18 protein-coding genes and 3 tRNA genes are annotated in these 18,858 nt (G+C 44.4%); 12 read left to right on the top strand and 9 right to left on the bottom strand.

Going from position 1 to position 18,858, the window contains the following annotated elements:
- Nucleotides 1-53: 53 nt before the first annotated feature.
- A complete protein-coding gene (yejK, locus tag ACUTQ5_RS04900) occupies nt 54-1,064 on the bottom strand; it encodes a nucleoid-associated protein YejK (RefSeq protein ID WP_445650319.1) in 1,011 nt (336 codons plus the stop codon).
- Nucleotides 1,065-1,344: 280 nt separating this feature from the next.
- Between yejK and ACUTQ5_RS04895 the strand changes: the two genes are divergently transcribed.
- The 7 genes from ACUTQ5_RS04895 to ACUTQ5_RS04865 all read left to right on the top strand — a co-directional run bounded on the left by ACUTQ5_RS04895 (nt 1,345) and on the right by ACUTQ5_RS04865 (nt 9,331).
- Nucleotides 1,345-1,572 (top strand): YejL family protein, encoded by a 228-nt coding sequence (locus tag ACUTQ5_RS04895; RefSeq protein WP_445650733.1) that lies wholly within the window; start codon nt 1,345-1,347, stop codon nt 1,570-1,572.
- A gap of 9 nt (nt 1,573-1,581) precedes the next feature.
- On the top strand, nt 1,582-3,363 hold the full coding sequence (gene yejM / locus ACUTQ5_RS04890; protein WP_445650318.1) for an LPS biosynthesis-modulating metalloenzyme YejM: 1,782 nt from the start codon (nt 1,582-1,584) through the stop codon (nt 3,361-3,363).
- A 78-nt stretch (nt 3,364-3,441) separates the two neighbouring features.
- A tRNA-Pro gene (locus tag ACUTQ5_RS04885) sits at nt 3,442-3,518 on the top strand.
- A gap of 206 nt (nt 3,519-3,724) precedes the next feature.
- Nucleotides 3,725-4,981: an integrase domain-containing protein gene (locus ACUTQ5_RS04880; protein WP_063659504.1), complete on the top strand. Its 1,257-nt coding sequence runs from the start codon at nt 3,725-3,727 to the stop codon at nt 4,979-4,981.
- Between the two features lie 151 nt (nt 4,982-5,132).
- Entirely contained in the window at nt 5,133-6,371 is a 1,239-nt protein-coding gene (locus ACUTQ5_RS04875) for an ABC-three component system protein (protein WP_197826436.1), read from the top strand.
- Nucleotides 6,361-7,047, top strand: a complete 687-nt coding sequence (locus ACUTQ5_RS04870; RefSeq protein WP_445650317.1) for an ABC-three component system middle component 1 — start codon at nt 6,361-6,363, stop codon at nt 7,045-7,047. Before ACUTQ5_RS04875 ends, ACUTQ5_RS04870 begins: the two co-directional genes overlap by 11 nt.
- The gene (locus tag ACUTQ5_RS04865; protein ID WP_445650316.1) at nt 7,010-9,331 is read left to right on the top strand and encodes a chromosome segregation protein SMC; all 2,322 of its coding nucleotides are present in this window, start codon (nt 7,010-7,012) and stop codon (nt 9,329-9,331) included. Before ACUTQ5_RS04870 ends, ACUTQ5_RS04865 begins: the two co-directional genes overlap by 38 nt.
- A 118-nt stretch (nt 9,332-9,449) precedes the next feature.
- On the opposite strand, the gene ACUTQ5_RS04860 is transcribed toward ACUTQ5_RS04865, so the two are convergent.
- Nucleotides 9,450-11,045 carry a prepilin-type N-terminal cleavage/methylation domain-containing protein gene (locus ACUTQ5_RS04860; RefSeq protein ID WP_445650732.1) on the bottom strand — a complete coding sequence of 532 codons (1,596 nt, stop codon included), beginning with the start codon at nt 11,043-11,045 and terminating at the stop codon, nt 9,450-9,452.
- 387 nt (nt 11,046-11,432) lie between these two features.
- Here ACUTQ5_RS04860 and ACUTQ5_RS04855 point away from each other — a divergent pair, with 387 nt between their 5' ends.
- From ACUTQ5_RS04855 to ACUTQ5_RS04845, 3 genes are all read left to right on the top strand, one after another.
- Complete coding sequence (locus ACUTQ5_RS04855) at nt 11,433-12,110, top strand: hypothetical protein (RefSeq protein ID WP_445650315.1); 678 nt, start codon at nt 11,433-11,435, stop codon at nt 12,108-12,110.
- A gap of 86 nt (nt 12,111-12,196) precedes the next feature.
- Nucleotides 12,197-12,601: a hypothetical protein gene (locus ACUTQ5_RS04850; RefSeq protein WP_445650314.1), complete on the top strand. Its 405-nt coding sequence runs from the start codon at nt 12,197-12,199 to the stop codon at nt 12,599-12,601.
- Between the two features lie 77 nt (nt 12,602-12,678).
- Nucleotides 12,679-13,814 (top strand): IS3 family transposase gene (locus tag ACUTQ5_RS04845; protein WP_445650313.1). Its coding sequence is split into 2 segments (ribosomal slippage): nt 12,679-12,925 and nt 12,925-13,814, totalling 1,137 coding nucleotides; the frame shifts between segments, so codons are not numbered across the junction.
- Here ACUTQ5_RS04845 and ACUTQ5_RS04840 read toward each other — a convergent pair.
- On the bottom strand, nt 13,766-14,146 hold the full coding sequence (locus ACUTQ5_RS04840; RefSeq protein ID WP_445650312.1) for a terminase small subunit: 381 nt from the start codon (nt 14,144-14,146) through the stop codon (nt 13,766-13,768). The two genes, ACUTQ5_RS04845 and ACUTQ5_RS04840, sit on opposite strands and share 49 nt — an antisense overlap.
- Before the next feature lie 409 nt (nt 14,147-14,555).
- Between ACUTQ5_RS04840 and ACUTQ5_RS04835 the strand changes: the two genes are divergently transcribed.
- A complete protein-coding gene (locus ACUTQ5_RS04835) occupies nt 14,556-14,843 on the top strand; it encodes a Bor family protein (protein ID WP_445650311.1) in 288 nt (95 codons plus the stop codon).
- 491 nt (nt 14,844-15,334) lie between these two features.
- Here the strand turns inward: ACUTQ5_RS04835 and ACUTQ5_RS04830 are convergent, their stop codons facing one another.
- The 5 genes from ACUTQ5_RS04830 to blaSPR all read right to left on the bottom strand — a co-directional run bounded on the left by ACUTQ5_RS04830 (nt 15,335) and on the right by blaSPR (nt 17,381).
- Complete coding sequence (locus ACUTQ5_RS04830; protein WP_017893457.1) at nt 15,335-15,541, bottom strand: DUF2767 family protein; 207 nt, start codon at nt 15,539-15,541, stop codon at nt 15,335-15,337.
- Between the two features lie 152 nt (nt 15,542-15,693).
- A tRNA-Thr gene (locus ACUTQ5_RS04825) sits at nt 15,694-15,769 on the bottom strand.
- Nucleotides 15,770-15,775: 6 nt separating this feature from the next.
- Nucleotides 15,776-15,863: transfer RNA gene (locus tag ACUTQ5_RS04820), tRNA-Ser, on the bottom strand.
- A 156-nt stretch (nt 15,864-16,019) separates the two neighbouring features.
- On the bottom strand, nt 16,020-16,349 hold the full coding sequence (osmE, locus tag ACUTQ5_RS04815; RefSeq protein WP_012145974.1) for an osmotically-inducible lipoprotein OsmE: 330 nt from the start codon (nt 16,347-16,349) through the stop codon (nt 16,020-16,022).
- A 135-nt stretch (nt 16,350-16,484) separates the two neighbouring features.
- Complete coding sequence (gene blaSPR, locus ACUTQ5_RS04810) at nt 16,485-17,381, bottom strand: SPR family subclass B3 metallo-beta-lactamase (RefSeq protein WP_445650310.1); 897 nt, start codon at nt 17,379-17,381, stop codon at nt 16,485-16,487.
- Nucleotides 17,382-17,460: 79 nt separating this feature from the next.
- Here blaSPR and ACUTQ5_RS04805 point away from each other — a divergent pair, with 79 nt between their 5' ends.
- Nucleotides 17,461-18,363 (top strand): LysR family transcriptional regulator, encoded by a 903-nt coding sequence (locus ACUTQ5_RS04805; RefSeq protein WP_445650309.1) that lies wholly within the window; start codon nt 17,461-17,463, stop codon nt 18,361-18,363.
- A 6-nt stretch (nt 18,364-18,369) separates the two neighbouring features.
- On the opposite strand, the gene ACUTQ5_RS04800 is transcribed toward ACUTQ5_RS04805, so the two are convergent.
- Complete coding sequence (locus tag ACUTQ5_RS04800; RefSeq protein WP_261091633.1) at nt 18,370-18,837, bottom strand: nuclear transport factor 2 family protein; 468 nt, start codon at nt 18,835-18,837, stop codon at nt 18,370-18,372.
- Nucleotides 18,838-18,858: the final 21 nt, after the last annotated feature.

Here is an 18,858-nt window from a genome sequence, read left to right as displayed (position 1 = left end):
AAGTAGAAAACGCCGCAATTGCGGCGTTTTTTATTGTTTACGATCAGGTGAAATTACTTATTGCCGTTGTTCAAACGACGTTGTAACTGGTCGCGCAGGTTTGGCGGAGTTCCTCTGATGGTTAGCGTATCGGTAGCCGCATCCCAGAAAATTCGCTCCCCCAGCAGCATCGCATCAAAATTCATGCTGATGCCACCGCCGCTGCCGGCAAATTTGGTCAACTGACGCAGCGTGCCACGATCGGCCGGGAAGCTGTCTTCCAGTTGATAACCCTGCTCGCTGGAAAACTGCAGAAAATCTTTCTCGCCCACGGGCGCGAGCTCTTTCGACAACTCCTGCAGTTCAATTTCCTCGCCGGCCTGCAGCTGTTCGTTGCAATAGCTGTAAACCTGCTGGCGTACCGACTGGCGCTCATTCTTGTCCAGTTGGGCATCGGCGCAGTAATCGTCAACCGCCTGCAGCAAGCCCCGGTTTTGCGCCTTGGTATCCAGCCCTTCGGCCGCCGCCAGGAAGTCCATAAAGAAATCGGAAACCTTGCGGCCCACTCGCCCTTTTAGGAAAGTCAGGTAACGGGTCGACTCCGGATTGGTTTCCCACTCAGTCAGGTCGATACGCGCCACGATATCGGCGTGGTTGATATCCAGATAATGGGTGGTATTGATATCCAGCTCTTCGTTAACGCGCGAACTGTTGCGGCTATTGAGCACCGCAATCAGCAAATACTCCACCGCCAGGTAGCGGTACTGACCAAACAGCACCACGCCGCCTTCAGCAAAGGGATACTTGGCCAGCTCATCGCGCAGGCGACCGGTCGCCGCACGGCTGAAGGCCAAAAAGTCCTTATCTTCCTTACGGCAGGTACGCAACGCTTCAGCCAGCTCACTGCCTTCATTGAACAGGCCGTAAGCCTTACTCTTGGCACTATAGACACGATGCAGCTCTTCCATCATCTCTTCCACCGCAGCATTGGTGGGCAGTAGTGAATCGCGCAGCACCACGTCCAAGGTTTGCTCATCGCGTTTGACCAACTGGTGCAGAGCGATCTGGTCGATATCCAGACTCATGGTAAATCCTCCTGTTCTTTGAGCGCGTATTCAATCACTGAAGGCCCCAGCCTGCAACTTTAAAGCTGTGCTTACATCACCAGAAATCTATAAATTTCCAGCGCCCATACAATAGGTAAATAGCTGGCAGAACCGATGGATTTCAGGCAACGTGCCGGGAGCCGCAAGTGCAACCCGCTACGCTGCGGTTTGAAAGAGAAAGGGAATCGATAAAAGAGCGGAAAATCACTGTCCTATACGGTAAGATATGGGACTTTGTCAGGCTTTGAGCGCAATTTTTATGCCACAATCATCCCGTTACAGTGACGAACACGTTGAACAGCTGCTCTCCGAGCTGGTTAATGTTCTGGAAAAACACCATACTCCCACCGATCTTTCTTTGATGGTGCTGGGCAACATGGTAACTAATCTGATCAATACCAGTGTGACTCCCGCGCAGCGGAAAACATTGGCAAAATCGTTTGCAGAAGCTCTGCAAGCTTCTATTCGTGAAGATAAAGCGCATTAATAATTAATTATGGTGACAAACCGTCAGCGTTATCGCGAAAAAGTCTCCCAGATGATTAGCTGGGGGCACTGGTTCGCCTTATTCAATATCCTGCTTGCACTCGGGCTGGGTAGCCGCTACCTGTTTGTCACCGACTGGCCCTCTTCCCTGCTGGGTCGGGTTTATGCGCTGGTCAGCCTGTTGGGGCATTTCAGCTTTATCGTTTTCGCCGGCTACCTGCTGGTGATATTCCCGCTCACCTTTGTAGTGATGTCACAGCGGCTGTTGCGATTCATTTCCGCCGCCCTGGCTACCGCCGGGTTAACGCTATTGCTGGTAGACAGTGAAGTGTTCACGCATTTCCACCTTCACCTTAACCCGGTGGTGTGGGAACTGGTGATTAACCCGGATCAAAGCGAGCTGGCGCGCGACTGGCAGCTGATGTTTATTTGCGTGCCGGTTATCTTCCTGGTGGAGATGCTGTTTGGCACCTGGAGCTGGCAAAAGCTGCGCAGTCTGAACCGTCAAAGGTTCGGTAAGCCGCTGGCTGCAATGTTTATCAGTGCCTTTTTCGCCTCGCACCTGATTTATATCTGGGCCGACGCCAACTTCTACCGCCCGATCACCATGCAGCGCGCCAACCTGCCGTTGTCATACCCGATGACGGCGCGCAAATTCCTTGAAAAACACGGCCTGCTCGATTCTCAGGAATATGAACGCCGTCTGGTGCAGCAAGGGAATCCGGAAGCCGTTGCGGTGGAATATCCGCTGAACGATCTTAGCTACAGCGATAAAGGCAGCGGCTATAACCTGCTGATGATCGTGGTGGACGGCGTTCGCGAGCAGGATATGAAACAGGATATGCCTGCCCTGACCCGTTTCGCGCAGGAAAATGTTCGCTTCAGCGATCACTACAGTTCCGGTAATCATGCGGATACCGGCCTGTTTGGCCTGTTCTACGGCATTTCACCTACCTATCTGGACAGCGTTCTCGCCGCGCGTAAACCTTCTGCTCTGGTCAGTGCTCTCAGCGCCCAGGGTTATCAGTTTGGTTTGTTCTCGTCTGATGGCTTTAACGCCAGCCTGTATCGCCAGGCGCTGTTGACCGACTTCACGCTGCCGGCAGCAAAACAGCAAAATGATGCGGCGACCACGCAACAATGGCAACGCTGGCTGGCTGACCAAAACAGTAACGGTCCATGGTTCTCCTATATCAATTACCGTGGTGCTGAGCCTGCGGCCAATGAGAAAACACCCACCCCGGCCGATTTTATTCAGCGCTACCGCGCAGGTGCGCAGGATGTGGATGCGCAAATTGCTCAGGTGCTTGGTACGTTGAAAGAACGTGGTGTTCTGGATAAAACCGTAGTGGTGATAACCGCGGAGCACGGCGTTGAATTTAATGACACCGGCAAAGGTTACTGGGGTGCGGGTACCAGTTTCAACCAGCAACAGTTGCAGGTACCGCTGGTTATCCACTGGCCGGGCACTCCGGCGCAGACCATCAGTAAGCTGACTGGCCATAACGACGTGATGCGTACGCTGATGCAACGTCTGCTGCACGTGAAAACCAACCCTAATGATTATTCGCAGGGTGAAGACCTGTTTACCGCCCAGCGCAGGAATAACTGGGTCGCTACCGGCGATAACAGCCTGTTAGTGATCACCACTCCTACGCAAACCCTGGTGTTGGATAGCGGCGGTAACTACCGTGCGTACGATAAGAACGACAAAGAGATCAAAGACGAGAAGCCACAGCTGGCCCTGCTGTTGCAGGTGTTGACCGATGTGAAACGCTTTATCGCCAACTAACTGCTTAAAATACAATCAGTCAGCTGGGGGGGCTCTTGATTTGAAATTGGGAACGGGTAGTATTATTTGTCATAGCGTCGGCATGTAGCGCAGCTTGGTAGCGCACCGTCATGGGGTGTCGGGGGTCGGAGGTTCGAATCCTCTCATGCCGACCAAATTATCCCCAACGTTTTGTCTACTGAAGTCCAGACAAGACTATAAAAAACAGAATTAACAGTGGGTTGCGTAGACCTGCTGTTTTTCTGTTGTCTAGTAAAGTCCACGCTGATACAGTGAAATCCAACATTTTTAGGCATATCTTTAGGCATACAATCCATCGTATCGTCTGAGCCATATGCCTAACCAGTGATTGGAGAATAATATGGCGCGTCAGACAAAGCCCCTTAACAACACCGAAGTCAAAAATGCCAAAGCGACTGAACGTGCCACTATCCTGTATGACGGGGATGGCCTAGAGCTACTGGTTAAGCCCGGAGGCTCAAAACTCTGGCGATTCCGCTATTACAAACCTTTCACTCGCAAACGCGCAATGATTAGCTTTGGTGCTTACCCTGCTGTATCTCTATCTGAGGCTCGTCAACTTCGTGAAGATGCCCGTCTTCTATTGAGCAAAGATATTGATCCGCAGGAGCATAAAAAAACCGAGCAGTTGCGGCAAAAAAGTGCCACAGAAAGTACCTTTGAAAAGGTTGCAGGAGACTGGTTTAAAACCAAAGAATCAGCGGGGCTGGCAACTCATACGTTAAACGATATCTGGCGTTCTATGAGTAAATATGTATTCCCACATATTGGCTCTATGCCCATTGCTAACATCACGGCTCAGCAGTTCATCGGAGCATTAGAGCCAACACACGCTGCCGGAAGACTCGAAACGGTTAAACGTCTAAGCCAGCGTATCAATGAAGTTATGGATTACGCCCTTAATTCTGGGCTGGTATCTGTAAACCCAGCAGCACGAATCGGGCGAACATTCCATAAACCAAAGGTAAAGCACCGCCCTGCCCTACCTCCAGAGCAACTCCCCCTTTTAATGAAAACTCTGGCATTTGCCAGTATCGGACGACAAACTCGCTGTCTTATCGAATGGCAATTACTAACGATGATCCGACCTGCCGAAGCGTCAACGACTCGCTGGGATGAGATCGACTTTGCCGCAAAACAATGGCGTATCCCTGCTGGTCGCATGAAGATGAAACGTGAGCATATCGTTCCACTTTCTGAGCAAGCTTTGGCTATTCTGGAAGTGATGAAGCCCATCAGTAAGCACAGAGATTATGTTTTCCCCGGCTACCGGAATCCACTTGAACCTATGAATAGTCAGACAGCAAACATGGCGCTTAAACGGATGGGCTTCAAAGATCTGTTGGTGGCTCATGGAATGAGAGCGATTGCCTCAACAGTGCTTAACGAGAAAGGTTTTCCACCAGACGTGATTGAAGCTGCTTTAGCTCATATCGATACTAACGAAGTCAGGAGAGCCTATAACAGATCACAGTATCTGGAACAGCGTAGAGAGATGATGATCTGGTGGGGTGAGTATGTAGAAGCAGCATCCTTTGGAAACTCATCAATCAGTGTTATTGGCAAGTTAACCTCAACAGAAGGATATACCGATTAAAATCTTTAGCTGCTCTCATAATTGAGCTTTCTCACAGTTATGAGCAAGATAGTGAACATTTTGCATTTCATTCGCACTAAAAATGATTAGTATGTCTATGTAAGAATTCTGATTTATAGCTATGTTCAGTAAAATTTTCATAGGATAAAAAATGTCTAACATAGAGGAAACACTGCCAGGAAGTGCGATCAGTTCTTGGGGGGGCTTTGTTTACCAAGGGAAAGTAGCTCTTTATCACTGCCTGAAACTATTAACGGCAAAATCATTTCAACAGAGAATAATTGATAATTTTGAGTTGCAATTAGATAGCACAGATGACTTTGCTATTTATTGTGATGGCAAGGTGATCTCAACTCATCAAGTGAAAGCAAAGCTATCGCAATATCGTTCTGAATATGTCAAAGCTATTTATAAAGCAGCATGTATAGCTACTGACTGTGATGAAAATACAATCAGATATTTTCATGTAGCTAAAGAACTTGATAATTTTGAAAATTATACAAGTAATGATGGAAAAATAGTTGAGTTTTACAGTTATGGCGATGATAAATACTGTTTACTATCAAAAATAAATGAATTGATTGATGAGCAAATTGAATTATTTTTAGATACCAATAATTTGATTAAAACAAAAAATTTAATTATTGAAAAATCCACTTTACTCTCAGAGCTTATAACTAATAAAGTAATTGTAATTCATAACTTAGTTCACAATGGACAAAAACAAGACTACGCAGCATATCATAATAGAATAGCAAGTAGCATTTTTTGGGAATTACTAACATCTCCCCCACTTAATCGGACAGACGAAATATATCAAGCATTATTAACCAAAGAAAAAATAACAAATATTATTGAAACTGAGTTCTATAATGATTTGGACGCTTTTAGCGAGAAGCAAATTGAATCGATATCAAACGTTTTCAGATTTATTTATAGCTTGAATTATAACTCTGCCATACAATTGCATACCTCTTTACAGCCTCACAGACAAAACAATGTTATAAATGAAGATGATGTCCGGGATTATCTTGATGTAGTATCAGCAATATCCCACATACCAAAACTAATGGGCTTGCCTCATTATTCTAAAAAAATAAATAAATACCTCCCAACAGCTTTGACAATTAGAGATGGAAGAAGACGAAATACTTCATTCCAGGAAGAGTTGAAAAATCACATAAGGGATAATGCTACACTTGCATCATTGCTTTATGAATATAATAATATAATAGCCTATAAAGTATCAGATGATACTATAATTTCAGCAACCTCAGAAAAAATCACAAAAATTAACGACTCTAAAGAGAACAATAACCATATTGTTAGGGAATTTAATTTAAGGGTTATATCTACTGATAAAGCAGAGGCGGAACTAAATGCTAAATAACTTTATAAAACAGGCTATTGAAGATCACCAATTTATAGAAGTTAAAAGTACGCTAGAAAATATTTCTTTTTTTAAAAAGGAGAAAGATGCATTACGTCGATATATAATAACCTACAGAACTGATAAACTTGAAGATACGAGTTTCATTAATGAGTTAATTATTAACAACACCCCAACTGAACTTTTAGAAGCTCCAGCTTTTGCAAAAAACACTGATCTTATAATAGTTTTTCAACTCGACAAACTTTCAAATTACAAGCTATATGAAAAAAGTATATTTGATATAGAAGAAAATGCTTATCATTTCAAAAAGTATGTATTGTATTATTCAAATGAAGAGAATCAATTAATTTCCGGGAAGAACTTCAATAATCTTAGAGCAGTTCTCTCAGATCATGAAGAATTCTCCACATATAAAGCAGATCCATCTCGACCCAGCCTGTATAACATGGCAGCTAGAATTTTCATTAAACTACCTTTTTTAGAAATGCCTGATATAAAAAAGGATATTGTTCCAATTGATCTCCAAATCAACACGCTGGTAGATTCATTAAATTTATCTGAGATATATACTAAGATCAGCACAGCAAATAAACAAAGTGATGTAAATTCAGACATGCTAATTGAGGAATTAATAAATGAAGAACTGGAAGCTATCAAAGCTGAGAATAAATAACTTCAAGGCTTTTGATAAAGTCGAATTCGATTTTGAGAGTTCTTCTTTGTTGACACTTGAAGGCCCTAATGGATATGGCAAAACAAGCGTATATGATGCTTTAGAATTGTTGTTTACAGGAAAAATAAAAAGAATTGTACAACTATGTGAAACAATAATGCCAGGAGGCATTAAAAATTATAGTGATAATCTTTTCTGGAACAAAACAAATGGAGAAGATGATATCGAAATCAGTGTCGAGATGTCGAATGATAATAATGAGAAACTTTACTTTTCACGCAGAGCACATGCAAAAGATTTAAAAATAATACAGAATAATAAAGCAGATAATTTTAGCATATTTAAACTCTATAAATTAGGTTTATTAGACTCTTACGAAAACAGCACCTTAATTACACAAAACGAACTTGATAAAATATTAGGCGAAAAATTCACTGATAACTACAACTTTCTTAACTATCTTGAACAAGGACAGAGTTCATTTATTTTTGCTAACAGTATTAGGCAGCGAAAAAATGCTATCAGTGGTTTGATGAACGTTAGTGAACTAACTGAAAACATAAATTTATGTGGACGAGTTCAAAGTGCATTGACGAGGAAATCAACCGGTCTGAATTTCATTCAAAAGAGGGATTCAATCACATCTCAAATTCAAGCGATAGGTGTACCAGGAACAAATGACAATAATCCTGTGCAGTATGAAAAAATATCAACTCATCTGACTACGCCATCATGGGATGTTGAGAACCCTTCAATTTTTTCTGATATTGAAACAACAGAAAAAAATGAGAATAAAATTTCATTACTTAAAAACCTAATTACTAACAAAGAACAGCTTCGCGTAATTATTGATAATGCCAGAATAGAAAATTTCATAAGCAAAAATGAAAAACTATTAACCGAGGTAATTAAAGTAGGACATCATATTGAAGCCTACCCGGAACTGGCTCAAAAGAATAAGATTAACAATGGGATCAATTTATCTTTAAGCATTTTGCGCAAGAAAGAAGATTCCATAAGTCAGGATGATATTGATAAAATTAAAGATAATACAAATATAGATATTATCGATTTCAAAAGACGCTTACAACTTAGAGATAATTACAAAAAAGAAATAGGTGAGAAAAATGCTATTCTTGTAGAGATTAGCCAAGCAAGAAAGAAATTAATAGAAGAACATCAAAAGGAAACTTCTCTATCAGAAAAACATTGTCTACTTTGTGGGCATGACTGGATAACAAAAGATCTGCTATTAGACGCAATCGATATTAAAAGTAAATCTTTAGAAAGTTTATTAGATAATGTAGGGAAACAGCTACAAGCCGAACTCGATGAAATAAAGCAATCTAAGGATGCTGAGATTCAGCGTTTGGTAGAAGCACAAACTCAGCTTAAATTTGAAAAAAAAATATTTGACAGTTTACAAAAGTCAGAAAGCATATTCGAAAAAATAAAAAAAATAAATGAAAGACTTTCACAAATCGGAATATCTTACCCGCAGACCTTTACAGATTCACCAGAAGAAATAGAATCAAGGAAACAATCATTAGTATTGTTGATACGTCAACAAAAGAAAAATGAGCTGATTTCACTTCCTGAAGGATGGGAATCAGTCTTGAATGAATCATTCGCTACACCAGATGATCTTTTCAACATAGACTTAGAACAGATCAATCGAAAAGATAAATATTTCTTATACAAAAAGATTGAAGCGAATAATCTTAGACTTAAAGCTTTAAAAAAAGAGCTTAACGATTTGTTAGATATGGATAAAGCCTTAACAAATGCTAAACAGAAAATTACCACATTAAAGGAACAACTCACTATACTAAACAAAGATTATTCTAAAAAAACCATCGCTGATATAGAGTTAACATTCCATATTTATAGCGGTAGACTTATCCAAAACTACCAACGTGGCTTAGGACTATTTATAGATGAAGGGAATGGAGATAGACTGAGGTTCTGCACAGCAGAAAAATCAGAACATGACGCAACCATGTCAATGAGTTCTGGACAGCTATCGGCATTAAGCTTGGCCTTTTTCCTATCACTTAATAAAGTGTATGCGAAGTCCCCGCTTGTTCTGATAGATGATCCAGCTCAATCTCTTGACGAGATAAATATAGCTTCTTTAAGCGACTTGCTACGCTGTGAGTTAAGTAATAGGCAGTTGATACTCTCATCACATGAAGATAACATTTCTTCATATCTCAGGTTTAGATTTATGCGTGCAGGCTTGTCGCAAAAACCTTTCAATATGCAATCACATACCGGTAAATAAGATGATATCAGCTAAGACATCCCCATGCTTAGCTGATAATTTTATTACTCTCCTGCCTAGCAATGATGCTATCTTCATATTTCAATATCAGATTATCAGCGAGTATATAAGCTTATTTTTACCATTTTCTCATACATATTGCATATACATACAAATTATCACCTGGATCTTTGTCCATTCCTGATACCATCCAGCCACTTAAATCGTCAATTGGCTTGGACGCATCCATACCAGGAGCAACAACTTGATTATATGAATTTGTAAAACCAACTTTTCCACCATATGAAGTTCCACCACCGCCAATCACAACCTCATTAGTATTACATTTTGCTGTAATCCAGTCTGCATTTGTCGCATTGTTAGTGACCAATCTTATGTTTGAACCTATAGACAGCCATTTACCATCAACACAATATATTGGCATTCCTGATGAAGCATGTCCCTGTAGCCCATTAGGAGAACATGTATCACCTATCGCAGCCCAACCATTAACCTGTAAAAATTCGCCAACTGTAGTTCTTCCACTGGATTCCAGTGTTTCACCTTTAATATTTCCAGAAGCGGTGATATTGGAAGAGGAGTAAATGGTTCCTGTATTGGTCATGTACGCAGCCCAGTTTTTGCTGACACCTGTACTACCAGACTTCATTACACCAACAGTTCCATTGGCTATAACATCAACTGTTCTTACCCCTCCAGCAAAACCCGATGGTATATCACTTGGATTAAGTCCATTGGTTCCTATTTTTCCAGCAATCAACTGATTCCCACCAACCTCCATTTGTCCATTTGTTTTAAAAACAGTTGTTGTCTGACGGTCAGCAACAGGTATTGTTGGTGAATAGATGCTTAAAGGCTTAGATGAACCAAGTTTTATTTCATAATCACTATCTATCGAATCGCCACCAATACTAATTAAATCACCGTATCCGTTTCGTGCATGTATCCATGAACCAGCGTCTACTTCACCACCAAAGGTACCTTTTCCAGAAGCTGTGATATTAGCTGCACCATAGATATTTTTAGTACCCATATTCAAATCACCCGTCATAGGAAGCGTTCCATCACGACGAAGGAAAGCTGAATAGGAATTGGAGCCATAGCCAGCAATATATGCCAGTAATCCTTGTTTGTTTATATTAGAAAATTCTGTCTGTGTTGCTGACCAGGAACCTTTGTAACCATCTACTTTAGTGGAGGATGTTCTGGTCATACCGCTGTCTATCCCCGCAGTCTGCATCGCTTTACCCAATAAATCATATCTGATACTGCCACTTCTTGATAAAGGTGTGTCGGTAGAAACTAATGCTGATATATTCCAGTAGGGGGCACTCCCTTTTCTTGATATGATAATTTTATAACCAGAACCATAAATATTTTTACCATTGAAAACAGGGGGAAGCATCCCTTCATTCACTAACGTCTGTGTAGTAATTTCACACGTAGAAGTTGTAGTAGTACAGGTTCTTGGCCCCATATCCTGGGGGGTTCCCGTTGAATTCTCCAGTTTAGATAATACATCATAATGGTTAACGATATAATTATTTACGCCCGTTCCTACATTTCTTATTTGTTCTCCAATAGAAGCAGCTTGTTTCTCTTCAAAATCACGATTCATGCTTTGAAAAGATATAAAGCTTATTGCAGCTATTACCGCCAATGTAAGTATTAGCTCAACAAGTGTAAATCCTTGACAATTCCTTTTAAGAAAAATACCATTTCTGGCTTCTGGCTTCTGGCTTCTGGCTTCTGGCTTCTGGCTTCTGGCTTCTGGCTTCTGGCTTCTGGCTTCTGGCTTCTGGCTTCTGGCTTCTGGCTTCTGGCTTCTGGCTTCTCAGCAACATATATTCACCTTTAAATTAATCAATTGTTATTTATAATTAAATTAATATATTGCTATACATTGTCAATTCACAGAGTAAACCAGTTATCCTTTAAATAATAAATAAGCAAGGGCTAACTCTGCGAAGCGTAGCTTCTCAAGTTGCCTTGCTTTTTCTTCCTTTCAGTTGAAAAAGATAAAAGCCTTTACTGATACCCAAATAACATTATAAAATATATAGTAATCTTATACGAAGCTCCTCTTAAAATGGATGTAAAAATGAATATGTTCGAATCTTTCATTACTTATATTAAAGATAGCAAAAATATAAAGCCGATAATAATTAGCTTATTAACAATACTACCCTTAACTGCTTTATGTACTTATGTAATCATAGATAATATTATAATTAAAGAAAAAGTCTCTCGGATAAACGAATTGACCTACGACAAAAATTATCTTACTAATCAATTATCTACACTCCAAGCACGATTAGAAAAACAAGTTAATAATGAGGAGTCAAGACTTGAGAAGCGATCCACTGCTATCAAAGCGTTATATGATGGAGTCATCGCTGAAAATAACATTAAACTCAGGGAGTTAAATAATAAGCGCGATGAATTAGCACTCCAGTTAGCCAAGTGTAATAGTAGTGAGGAATTAGAATTATATAAGATCAATAAAGAAAGCGTCATACAACTCAAGCAAGAGTTGATCTCTGTGCAAAAGAATATAAATAATCTTTACTTGGTTCACTCCCAATTAAGTTCAGAGTATGGCTATTCGCTTAAAGAATGTGAGAAACGTGGGGAAAGTTTTCACAGTAATATATGTGAACACTCATCAAGTTCAAAAGCGAAGCTTGACTCATTAGTTGAACAAATTAAGTCCCAAGAACAAAGAAGACAATTTATACATAACGAAATATTGTTACTTCAGGGAGAGAGAAAGCAATAACATAGGCTTTTTAAAAGGTTCATAGTTGACTTTTACTCAAAATGATTTACCTAATATGAGTAAGTATAATATGAAAAGGAGTTCATATGAGCACAAATAATACTTTTAATAAAATCAATGAAAGCTGGCATTACCGTAATGGAAGCGTTAGCGAAACGAAGCTCTCGCACGATCAGCTTCGTTCACATTGCGTCAGTGTCAGACTTAATAATGAAGAGCTTACTCTTCTGAATGCGAAACGTGGCCGTCATCGTAAAGGCGAATGGCTTCGTATGGCGTTTCTGCATAACCTCCCCTCAGTTATTCCATCGATCAATCTCGAAACATGGAAAACCCTTGGTGAGATTTCACATAAGTTAAACAGGCTTGTCGCTCATCTGGATAGCAAGAGCAATGATAGTTCTCTCTCACAAACTGAACTCTTTGCAGTGAAGCGTCAGATCTCAGAGCTTCGTTTGAACCTGATCACTGGACTGACCCCACCCCGGTAGACGATCCTGCCCTATAGTTGGACTGACCCCACCCCGGTAGACGATCCTGCCCTATAGTTTGAGCATAGGAGGAGCGTATGGGCACACCACGATTTACCCCTGAATTTAAGGAAGAAGCCGTCCGTCAAATAACGGAACGCGGTTATTCCGTCGCTGAAATTTCTGACCGGCTGGGCGTTTCCACACACAGTCTTTATAAGTGGTTACGGGCGATTAAACCCTATAACAGCGAACAGCATGCCCGGGATTTACTGGAAGCCAAAAGCGAGATCCTGAAACTACGGGCGCAGCTAAAACGCACCGAAGAAGAACGGGATATCCTGAAAAAGGCCGCGCGGTACTTTGCAAGGGAGCCCGACTGAAGTACCGCTTTATCAATGAGCACCGCACTGTATGGGGTGTGATGACGATGTGTCGGGTACTGAATGTCGCCCGGGCCGGATTCTACGCGTGGCTGCATAACCCGGTCTCGGCGCGTGATAAAGATAACCAGCGTCTGCTGGCGCTTATCCGTGACTCATATTCACTGAGTGGAGGCGTATACGGTTACCGGCGGGTTCATGGCGATCTGAACGAAATCGGGGAAACCTGCGGTAAAAACCGGGTGGGCCGTATTATGCAACTGAACCGGATCAAAGCCGTGCGCGGCTATAAAGCGCCGCGTCGTATCGCTGGGCGACCTTCAGTGATTGCCCCTAATCGCGTGCAGCGGCAGTTTACTGTTGTCCGGGCCAATCAGGTCTGGGTCACCGATATTACTTATATCCGCACCTGGCAGGGCTGGTTGTATCTGGCGGTGGTTATCGATCTCTTCGCCCGTAATGTGGTCGGCTGGTCGATGAAACCCACACTCTCACGCGAACTGGCGCTGGATGCGCTGATGATGGCGGTCTGGCGACGTAAACCCGACGGCGAGGTCATCGTGCACTCAGACCAGGGCAGCCAGTACGGCAGTGATGACTGGCAGCGCTTCTGTCGGGCCAATAACCTGGCCCCGAGCATGAGCCGTCGTGGCAACTGCTGGGATAATGCGGTGGCCGAATCGTTCTTCAGTTCGCTGAAAAAAGAACGCATCAGGAAGAGAATATACAAAACCCGGGATCTGGCCCGGGCCGATATATTCGATTACATTGAAGTGTTCTACAACCGGGCCCGGCGCCACAGTCATCTCGGCGGCGTCAGTCCGGAGGCCTTCGAACAGGCCTCGTCGTGAGGACAGGATATGTCTACTGTCGTGGGGTCAGTCCAAATACCGTCAAGAATGCCGACCATCTCCCCTGCCACTTTTGACAGGACAAACATGCAGAAGCCGGTTTCCACTACCTCGGCGGAGACTTTGGCGTTCTTTCGTTCCTGACCATCAGCCGGAGCACAGGTTAAACGGTGGCGTTCATAGTCGATCGTACCGGGTTGCAAGGCCTCTTCCCCACCCTTGCCGCCATTACCATCGCCAGCAACTACCGGCATCCCCTGCGATTGCCAAGTGGTGATCGTGCGCGTTGATGCTTCAAAAAGATCCGCCAACTGTGCCTTGGTAACGTTCACTTATCCCCCGCGAACCCCTATTTTTAACAATTATTTAACCGGGAAGTGATTTCCCAAATATTGAGAGGAGCCAGGCTGGATCGTTTCCCACTCTGGCGATTTATGAATATATTTAAAACAATGAGTTAGGTGTTAAGTGAGAAGGAAGTAGGATCCGCGGCCAAAAAACTCATAAATAGCGGTTTCCCGTGGGTTCGCACCCCGTAACGACCCAACCTCCAGAAAGGAACCACTAATGAAAATGACAATCATTTGTATTGTTAATATTAAAAGCCATCAACCTGCCAATGCGCTGGGTGCGCGATAGGTGCAGGGAGATAGTGGTTTTAATTATAATGATGTCCACTTGTAAATTTCTGTAAAAATGGCATTATTAACGCGCTTTTAATTACTTACAAAAGGGATATTTATGAAGAAGTTGCTTGCCACTATAGTTCTCGCAATGGCTGTCACTGGCTGCGCCCAACAAACATTTTCTGTAAAAAATGACGTAGCGGCCGCCCCAAAACAGACGACTACCCATCACTTCTTTGTGTCCGGCATTGGTCAGAAGAAAACTATTGATGCTGCTGCGGTCTGTGGCGGAGCGGATAAAGTTGTCCGCACAGAAGTACAGCAAACCTTCGTTAATGGACTGCTTGGCCTTGTGACCTTTGGTATCTATACCCCGCGCGAAGCTCGCGTATATTGCTCATAATCTTTCTCTATGACATTAAGCCCGTTCAATACGGGCTTTTCAATTTCTACGCCAGCTAGCCAGATTGTTGTACTATTTTCTTGTGCAATAATTTTCATGACAATCTCCCGCCAGATACCCACCACTGCTTCAGTGTAGTGGCGCACTGAATTTGGCCACCTGAACAGAGGTGATATCCTCTCATGCCGACCAAAATCCTTAGGGAAACCAACCCTTTGTGGTTGGTTTTTTTATACCTTAAACCCGGCATTCACCCGTAATTGAGTTTTTCCCCTGCGGGCAAACGTCTGAACTTTGCGGAATAACACCCAATATTGACCCCAAAGAGCCTGTACATCCAGATAGGGTTAAAATAACCAAAAGAAACAATGCCCTTTTCATCCAACACTCCTTATCTTTTCGCTATCTGGTTATAGCTCATTCATGACTCACTGTCTTTCAACAAACTGTCAGTTTTCGTGAAAACGCCGGCGAGCCAGGGCTTTTAGCGCTTAACGCTCCAACCACTCAACGGCCAGTATGCGTGCCTCATCCAGACTGACATCCCTGCCCTCTCTGGTGATTGCCGTTTTCAACACATCAATAATATCGGCCTTTTCCGTGGCGCGTTCTTCATTAATTAACACCAAAACCGCATCACCTATCACTGTGCATATGCCGATATACAAAGCTTTTGAATCTTCGAAGCCGCTGCCCATAACTACCTCCAGTTGCAATTTATGCAGATTAACATCTTGCGCCTGACAATGCCCTCTCTGGGCCAGGTCGGCGCGGGCGGAAAACGAAAAACCCCAGCGATCATTAAGATTGCTGGGGTTCGTAGACGGGATTAAGCGCCTGTACAACTGTATGGTGCCGGCTACCGGAATCGAACTGGTGACCTACTGATTACAAGTCAGTTGCTCTACCTACTGAGCTAAGCCGGCTAAATTTGGCGGAAGGACAGAGATTCGAACTCTGGGAGCTGTTACACTCGACGGTTTTCAAGACCGTTGCCTTAAACCACTCGGCCATCCTTCCAATGGGCGCAGATATTAGCGCTACCGTTATGAAATGTCTATCGTTTCATGCAAAAAAAAGCAGGAAAAAGTGCGTTTGGTTAAACTTCATGCCACTGGCGGTTAAAAAATGAAAAAACCCGCCGAAGCGGGGTCGGATTGCTCAGCATAACAGCCGTTATTTCGGCTGTGAGTCATAGTCTGAACAGGTCTGATAACCTTTGTTCATCACATGACCTGTATCGCTGTAGCTGACGAAATAGGTTTGTACTTTTCCGTCACGTGGCGCCACCGCGTAGGTGTCGCAGGTTCCCTGTGCATGAACCAGAGTAGCTGTAGTTGACGGTGGCCCGGCAATTGCACGAACCTGCTGTTTGGTCATCCCTACTTTAACATCACTGACCACAGGTTCCTGAACATAACTGGCGGCCCGGTCATAAGCCGTACAACCGGCAAGAAGGGTGAAAGTCGCTGCAGTGCAAATGGCTAAAACCAGCTTATTCGTCATGGTTTGTCCTCTTGGAGTACGTTTATTGTCCTCTAAGTCTAGAAGAGAGAAGGCTTTTCTACAAATTTCGCTTTGTCGATAGGTGCGCTTCCCGCCAATATCCTCACCAGTTCACGATGGGCAGACCAACGTAATTCACATTTTACTTTGTTGCTGTTTTAACTGTGCCTCAAATGTCTGTTGTGACTGTTGTACATATTGCTGCAACCCCTGACGATCGACAAACGCGTCCAGATCACCGGCCTGCAGGCGTTTCATTTTATTATCCAGATCGAAGCGCGTCCCCTTGTTGGCGATAAAAATATCCGCCTGCTGCAGAGCCAACCGAGCAAAACTGCCACGGATATCCTGCACCAGACTGGGGTAGTTTTTATTGTCGATCAGATAGTAGTCCGGCGTTGCCAGACTGTCGGCATAGACCAGTCGGTAGCTTTGCCCACCCTGATGTAGCGTGGTCAGCCATGAGGTGGCCCCCGGCAAATGGCCTGGCGTCATCAATGCCGTTAACTTCAGGCCGCCCAAGGTAATGCTGTCCCCCTCCTCGACGATAATATCGACCTTCACCGGCGGGAAGCTCAGCGCATCTCCCAGAGCAAAATCCTGTTTGCCACCAAGCGCCAACTGTTGGGCATTGGCAGCGCTGGCGACAACTTTTGCCCCGCTCCAGGCTTGCAGACGCGCAATGCCCCCCGCCTGATCGAGACGTGCGTGGCTATTGAGGATATAGCGCAGATCCTTGATGTTAAAACCCAAAGCCTCTATGTGCGCTCTTATCGCCGGCGCGCTGGCGTCCAGCGCGGCGTCAATCAGAATCAGTCCTTTCGGCGTGCTCAGCAGCACGGACGATAGGTTGCGGGTGCCCACGTAATAAACATGCGGGAACATCTGAAATGGCGCGACCGGCTGCGCCCACTGTTCAAAAAGCGAATAGGGCGGCGCACTGGACAACGGCTGTGCCGGATTAAGCTGCGCCTGAGCGCCGAAACACAGAGCAACCGTCATAGCCGTCAGATAACCAAGGTTTTTTTTCATGATCCAATTCTATGGAGGTAAACGGGGCTGAAGTATACTCAACCCAATATTGAAACGTACTCAATTAAGAAAACCATTAATGAACATCCTGCAAATGGACATGAACCTGCTGAAAGTGCTTTACCTGTTGACCAGCACCGGCTCCAGCCAGAAAACGGCGGACAAGTTGGGCATCAGTACTTCGGCCGTCAGCCATGCATTGGCCCGTCTGCGTGAAGTACTGAATGAGCCTTTATTTCGCCGGGAGGGGCATCGCCAAGTGCCGACGCTGTTTGCCCTGTCGCTTAAAGAGAAGCTAACGCCATTGTTCTCTTCACTGGACAGTGAACTGTTCGGCCATATGCAGGACGTACCACGACATTTCAACCTGGTTGCACCACCGGCACTACATCCGATATTGCTGCCGCTGCTGGCACAGAAAAGCACACTCGCCAATGTGGATATCCGTTGTCAGAACTTTGAGCGGCGCTCATGGCGGAACGATCTACTGGAAGGCAGCATCGATATGGTGATCGCAGTGGGCGATCATCAACAGCGTACCAGCGCACTGCGTTATGTTCTGATTGGCAGCACTCGCCTGGTCGCAGTATTTGGGGCCCCCTTGCAGCAGATGTTGCAGCACAAGAGCGGTCTGGCCTTCAGCGAACTGGCAAACTATGCGCACTATTACTGTCACCCTTGGCCACAGGCGGAAAATGAGCTGGATCGTCAGTTGGAACGCCAGGGTTTACAACGCAGGATCCAGCTCAGTTGTGTCGATTATGCCCAGTTGCCACCAGTGTTGCGGGCGGCCCCGCTGATGGCGGTGGTTCCGCAGCCCTGGTTCAGTGCACAACCCGATAAACGAGGGTTATTCACCCTGCCCATCCTGGACAACCTGGCAATTGGGCATCTGTTTTCGCACTATCGGCAGGGAGAAGTTGAGTGGAAAAAGCGTCTTATTTCCGCGCTTCATGCGGAACTGCGGCCATATTATCAGTAACGACAATCAGAAGCCGAATTCACTCAACGCCGCAATATCGTCTGGGCGGCGGCCAAGAGGCCAGTGGAATTTCCTATCTTGTTCGCGGATCGGCATATCGTTGATGCAGGCGTGCCTGTTTATCATTAGACCGTTCGGGTTAAACTCCCAATTCTCGTTGCCAAAACTACGGTACCAGTTGCCCGAGTCATCACGCCATTCATAGGCAAAACGCACCGCGATACGCGCCCCATCAAACGCCCATAACTCCTTAATCAACCGATACTCCAGCTCTTTCGCCCATTTACGCTGCAAGAAAGCGCAAACGGCCTCGCGGCCATCAACAAACTCCGCCCGGTTACGCCAGTGGGTATCAACGGAATAGACCTGCGAGACTCGTTCAGGATCGCGGCTGTTCCAGGCATCTTCCGCCAGGCGGACCTTCTCTATCGCCGACTCACGGGTAAACGGTGGGAGTGGGGGTTTAATGCTCATAGCTCACCTCTGCTGGGTTGC

The sequence above is a fragment of the Serratia sp. NA_112.1 genome, from assembly GCF_052691715.1.
The sequence above is the reverse complement of the archived record's forward strand: the minus strand, read 5'-3'. Positions and strand labels throughout refer to the sequence as shown.

Bases quoted from the DNA above. Each gene is read 5' to 3' on its own strand.
- yejK (WP_445650319.1), bottom strand. From the start codon at position 1,064: ATGAGTCTGGATATCGACCAGATCGCTCTGCACCAGTTGGTCAAACGC.
- ACUTQ5_RS04895 (WP_445650733.1), top strand. From the start codon at position 1,345: ATGCCACAATCATCCCGTTACAGTGACGAACACGTTGAACAGCTGCTC.
- yejM (WP_445650318.1), top strand. From the start codon at position 1,582: ATGGTGACAAACCGTCAGCGTTATCGCGAAAAAGTCTCCCAGATGATT.
- ACUTQ5_RS04880 (WP_063659504.1), top strand. From the start codon at position 3,725: ATGGCGCGTCAGACAAAGCCCCTTAACAACACCGAAGTCAAAAATGCC.
- ACUTQ5_RS04875 (WP_197826436.1), top strand. From the start codon at position 5,133: ATGTCTAACATAGAGGAAACACTGCCAGGAAGTGCGATCAGTTCTTGG.
- ACUTQ5_RS04870 (WP_445650317.1), top strand. From the start codon at position 6,361: ATGCTAAATAACTTTATAAAACAGGCTATTGAAGATCACCAATTTATA.
- ACUTQ5_RS04865 (WP_445650316.1), top strand. From the start codon at position 7,010: ATGAAGAACTGGAAGCTATCAAAGCTGAGAATAAATAACTTCAAGGCT.
- ACUTQ5_RS04855 (WP_445650315.1), top strand. From the start codon at position 11,433: ATGAATATGTTCGAATCTTTCATTACTTATATTAAAGATAGCAAAAAT.
- ACUTQ5_RS04850 (WP_445650314.1), top strand. From the start codon at position 12,197: ATGAGCACAAATAATACTTTTAATAAAATCAATGAAAGCTGGCATTAC.
- ACUTQ5_RS04835 (WP_445650311.1), top strand. From the start codon at position 14,556: ATGAAGAAGTTGCTTGCCACTATAGTTCTCGCAATGGCTGTCACTGGC.
- ACUTQ5_RS04830 (WP_017893457.1), bottom strand. From the start codon at position 15,541: ATGGGCAGCGGCTTCGAAGATTCAAAAGCTTTGTATATCGGCATATGC.
- osmE (WP_012145974.1), bottom strand. From the start codon at position 16,349: ATGACGAATAAGCTGGTTTTAGCCATTTGCACTGCAGCGACTTTCACC.
- blaSPR (WP_445650310.1), bottom strand. From the start codon at position 17,381: ATGAAAAAAAACCTTGGTTATCTGACGGCTATGACGGTTGCTCTGTGT.
- ACUTQ5_RS04805 (WP_445650309.1), top strand. From the start codon at position 17,461: ATGAACATCCTGCAAATGGACATGAACCTGCTGAAAGTGCTTTACCTG.
- ACUTQ5_RS04800 (WP_261091633.1), bottom strand. From the start codon at position 18,837: ATGAGCATTAAACCCCCACTCCCACCGTTTACCCGTGAGTCGGCGATA.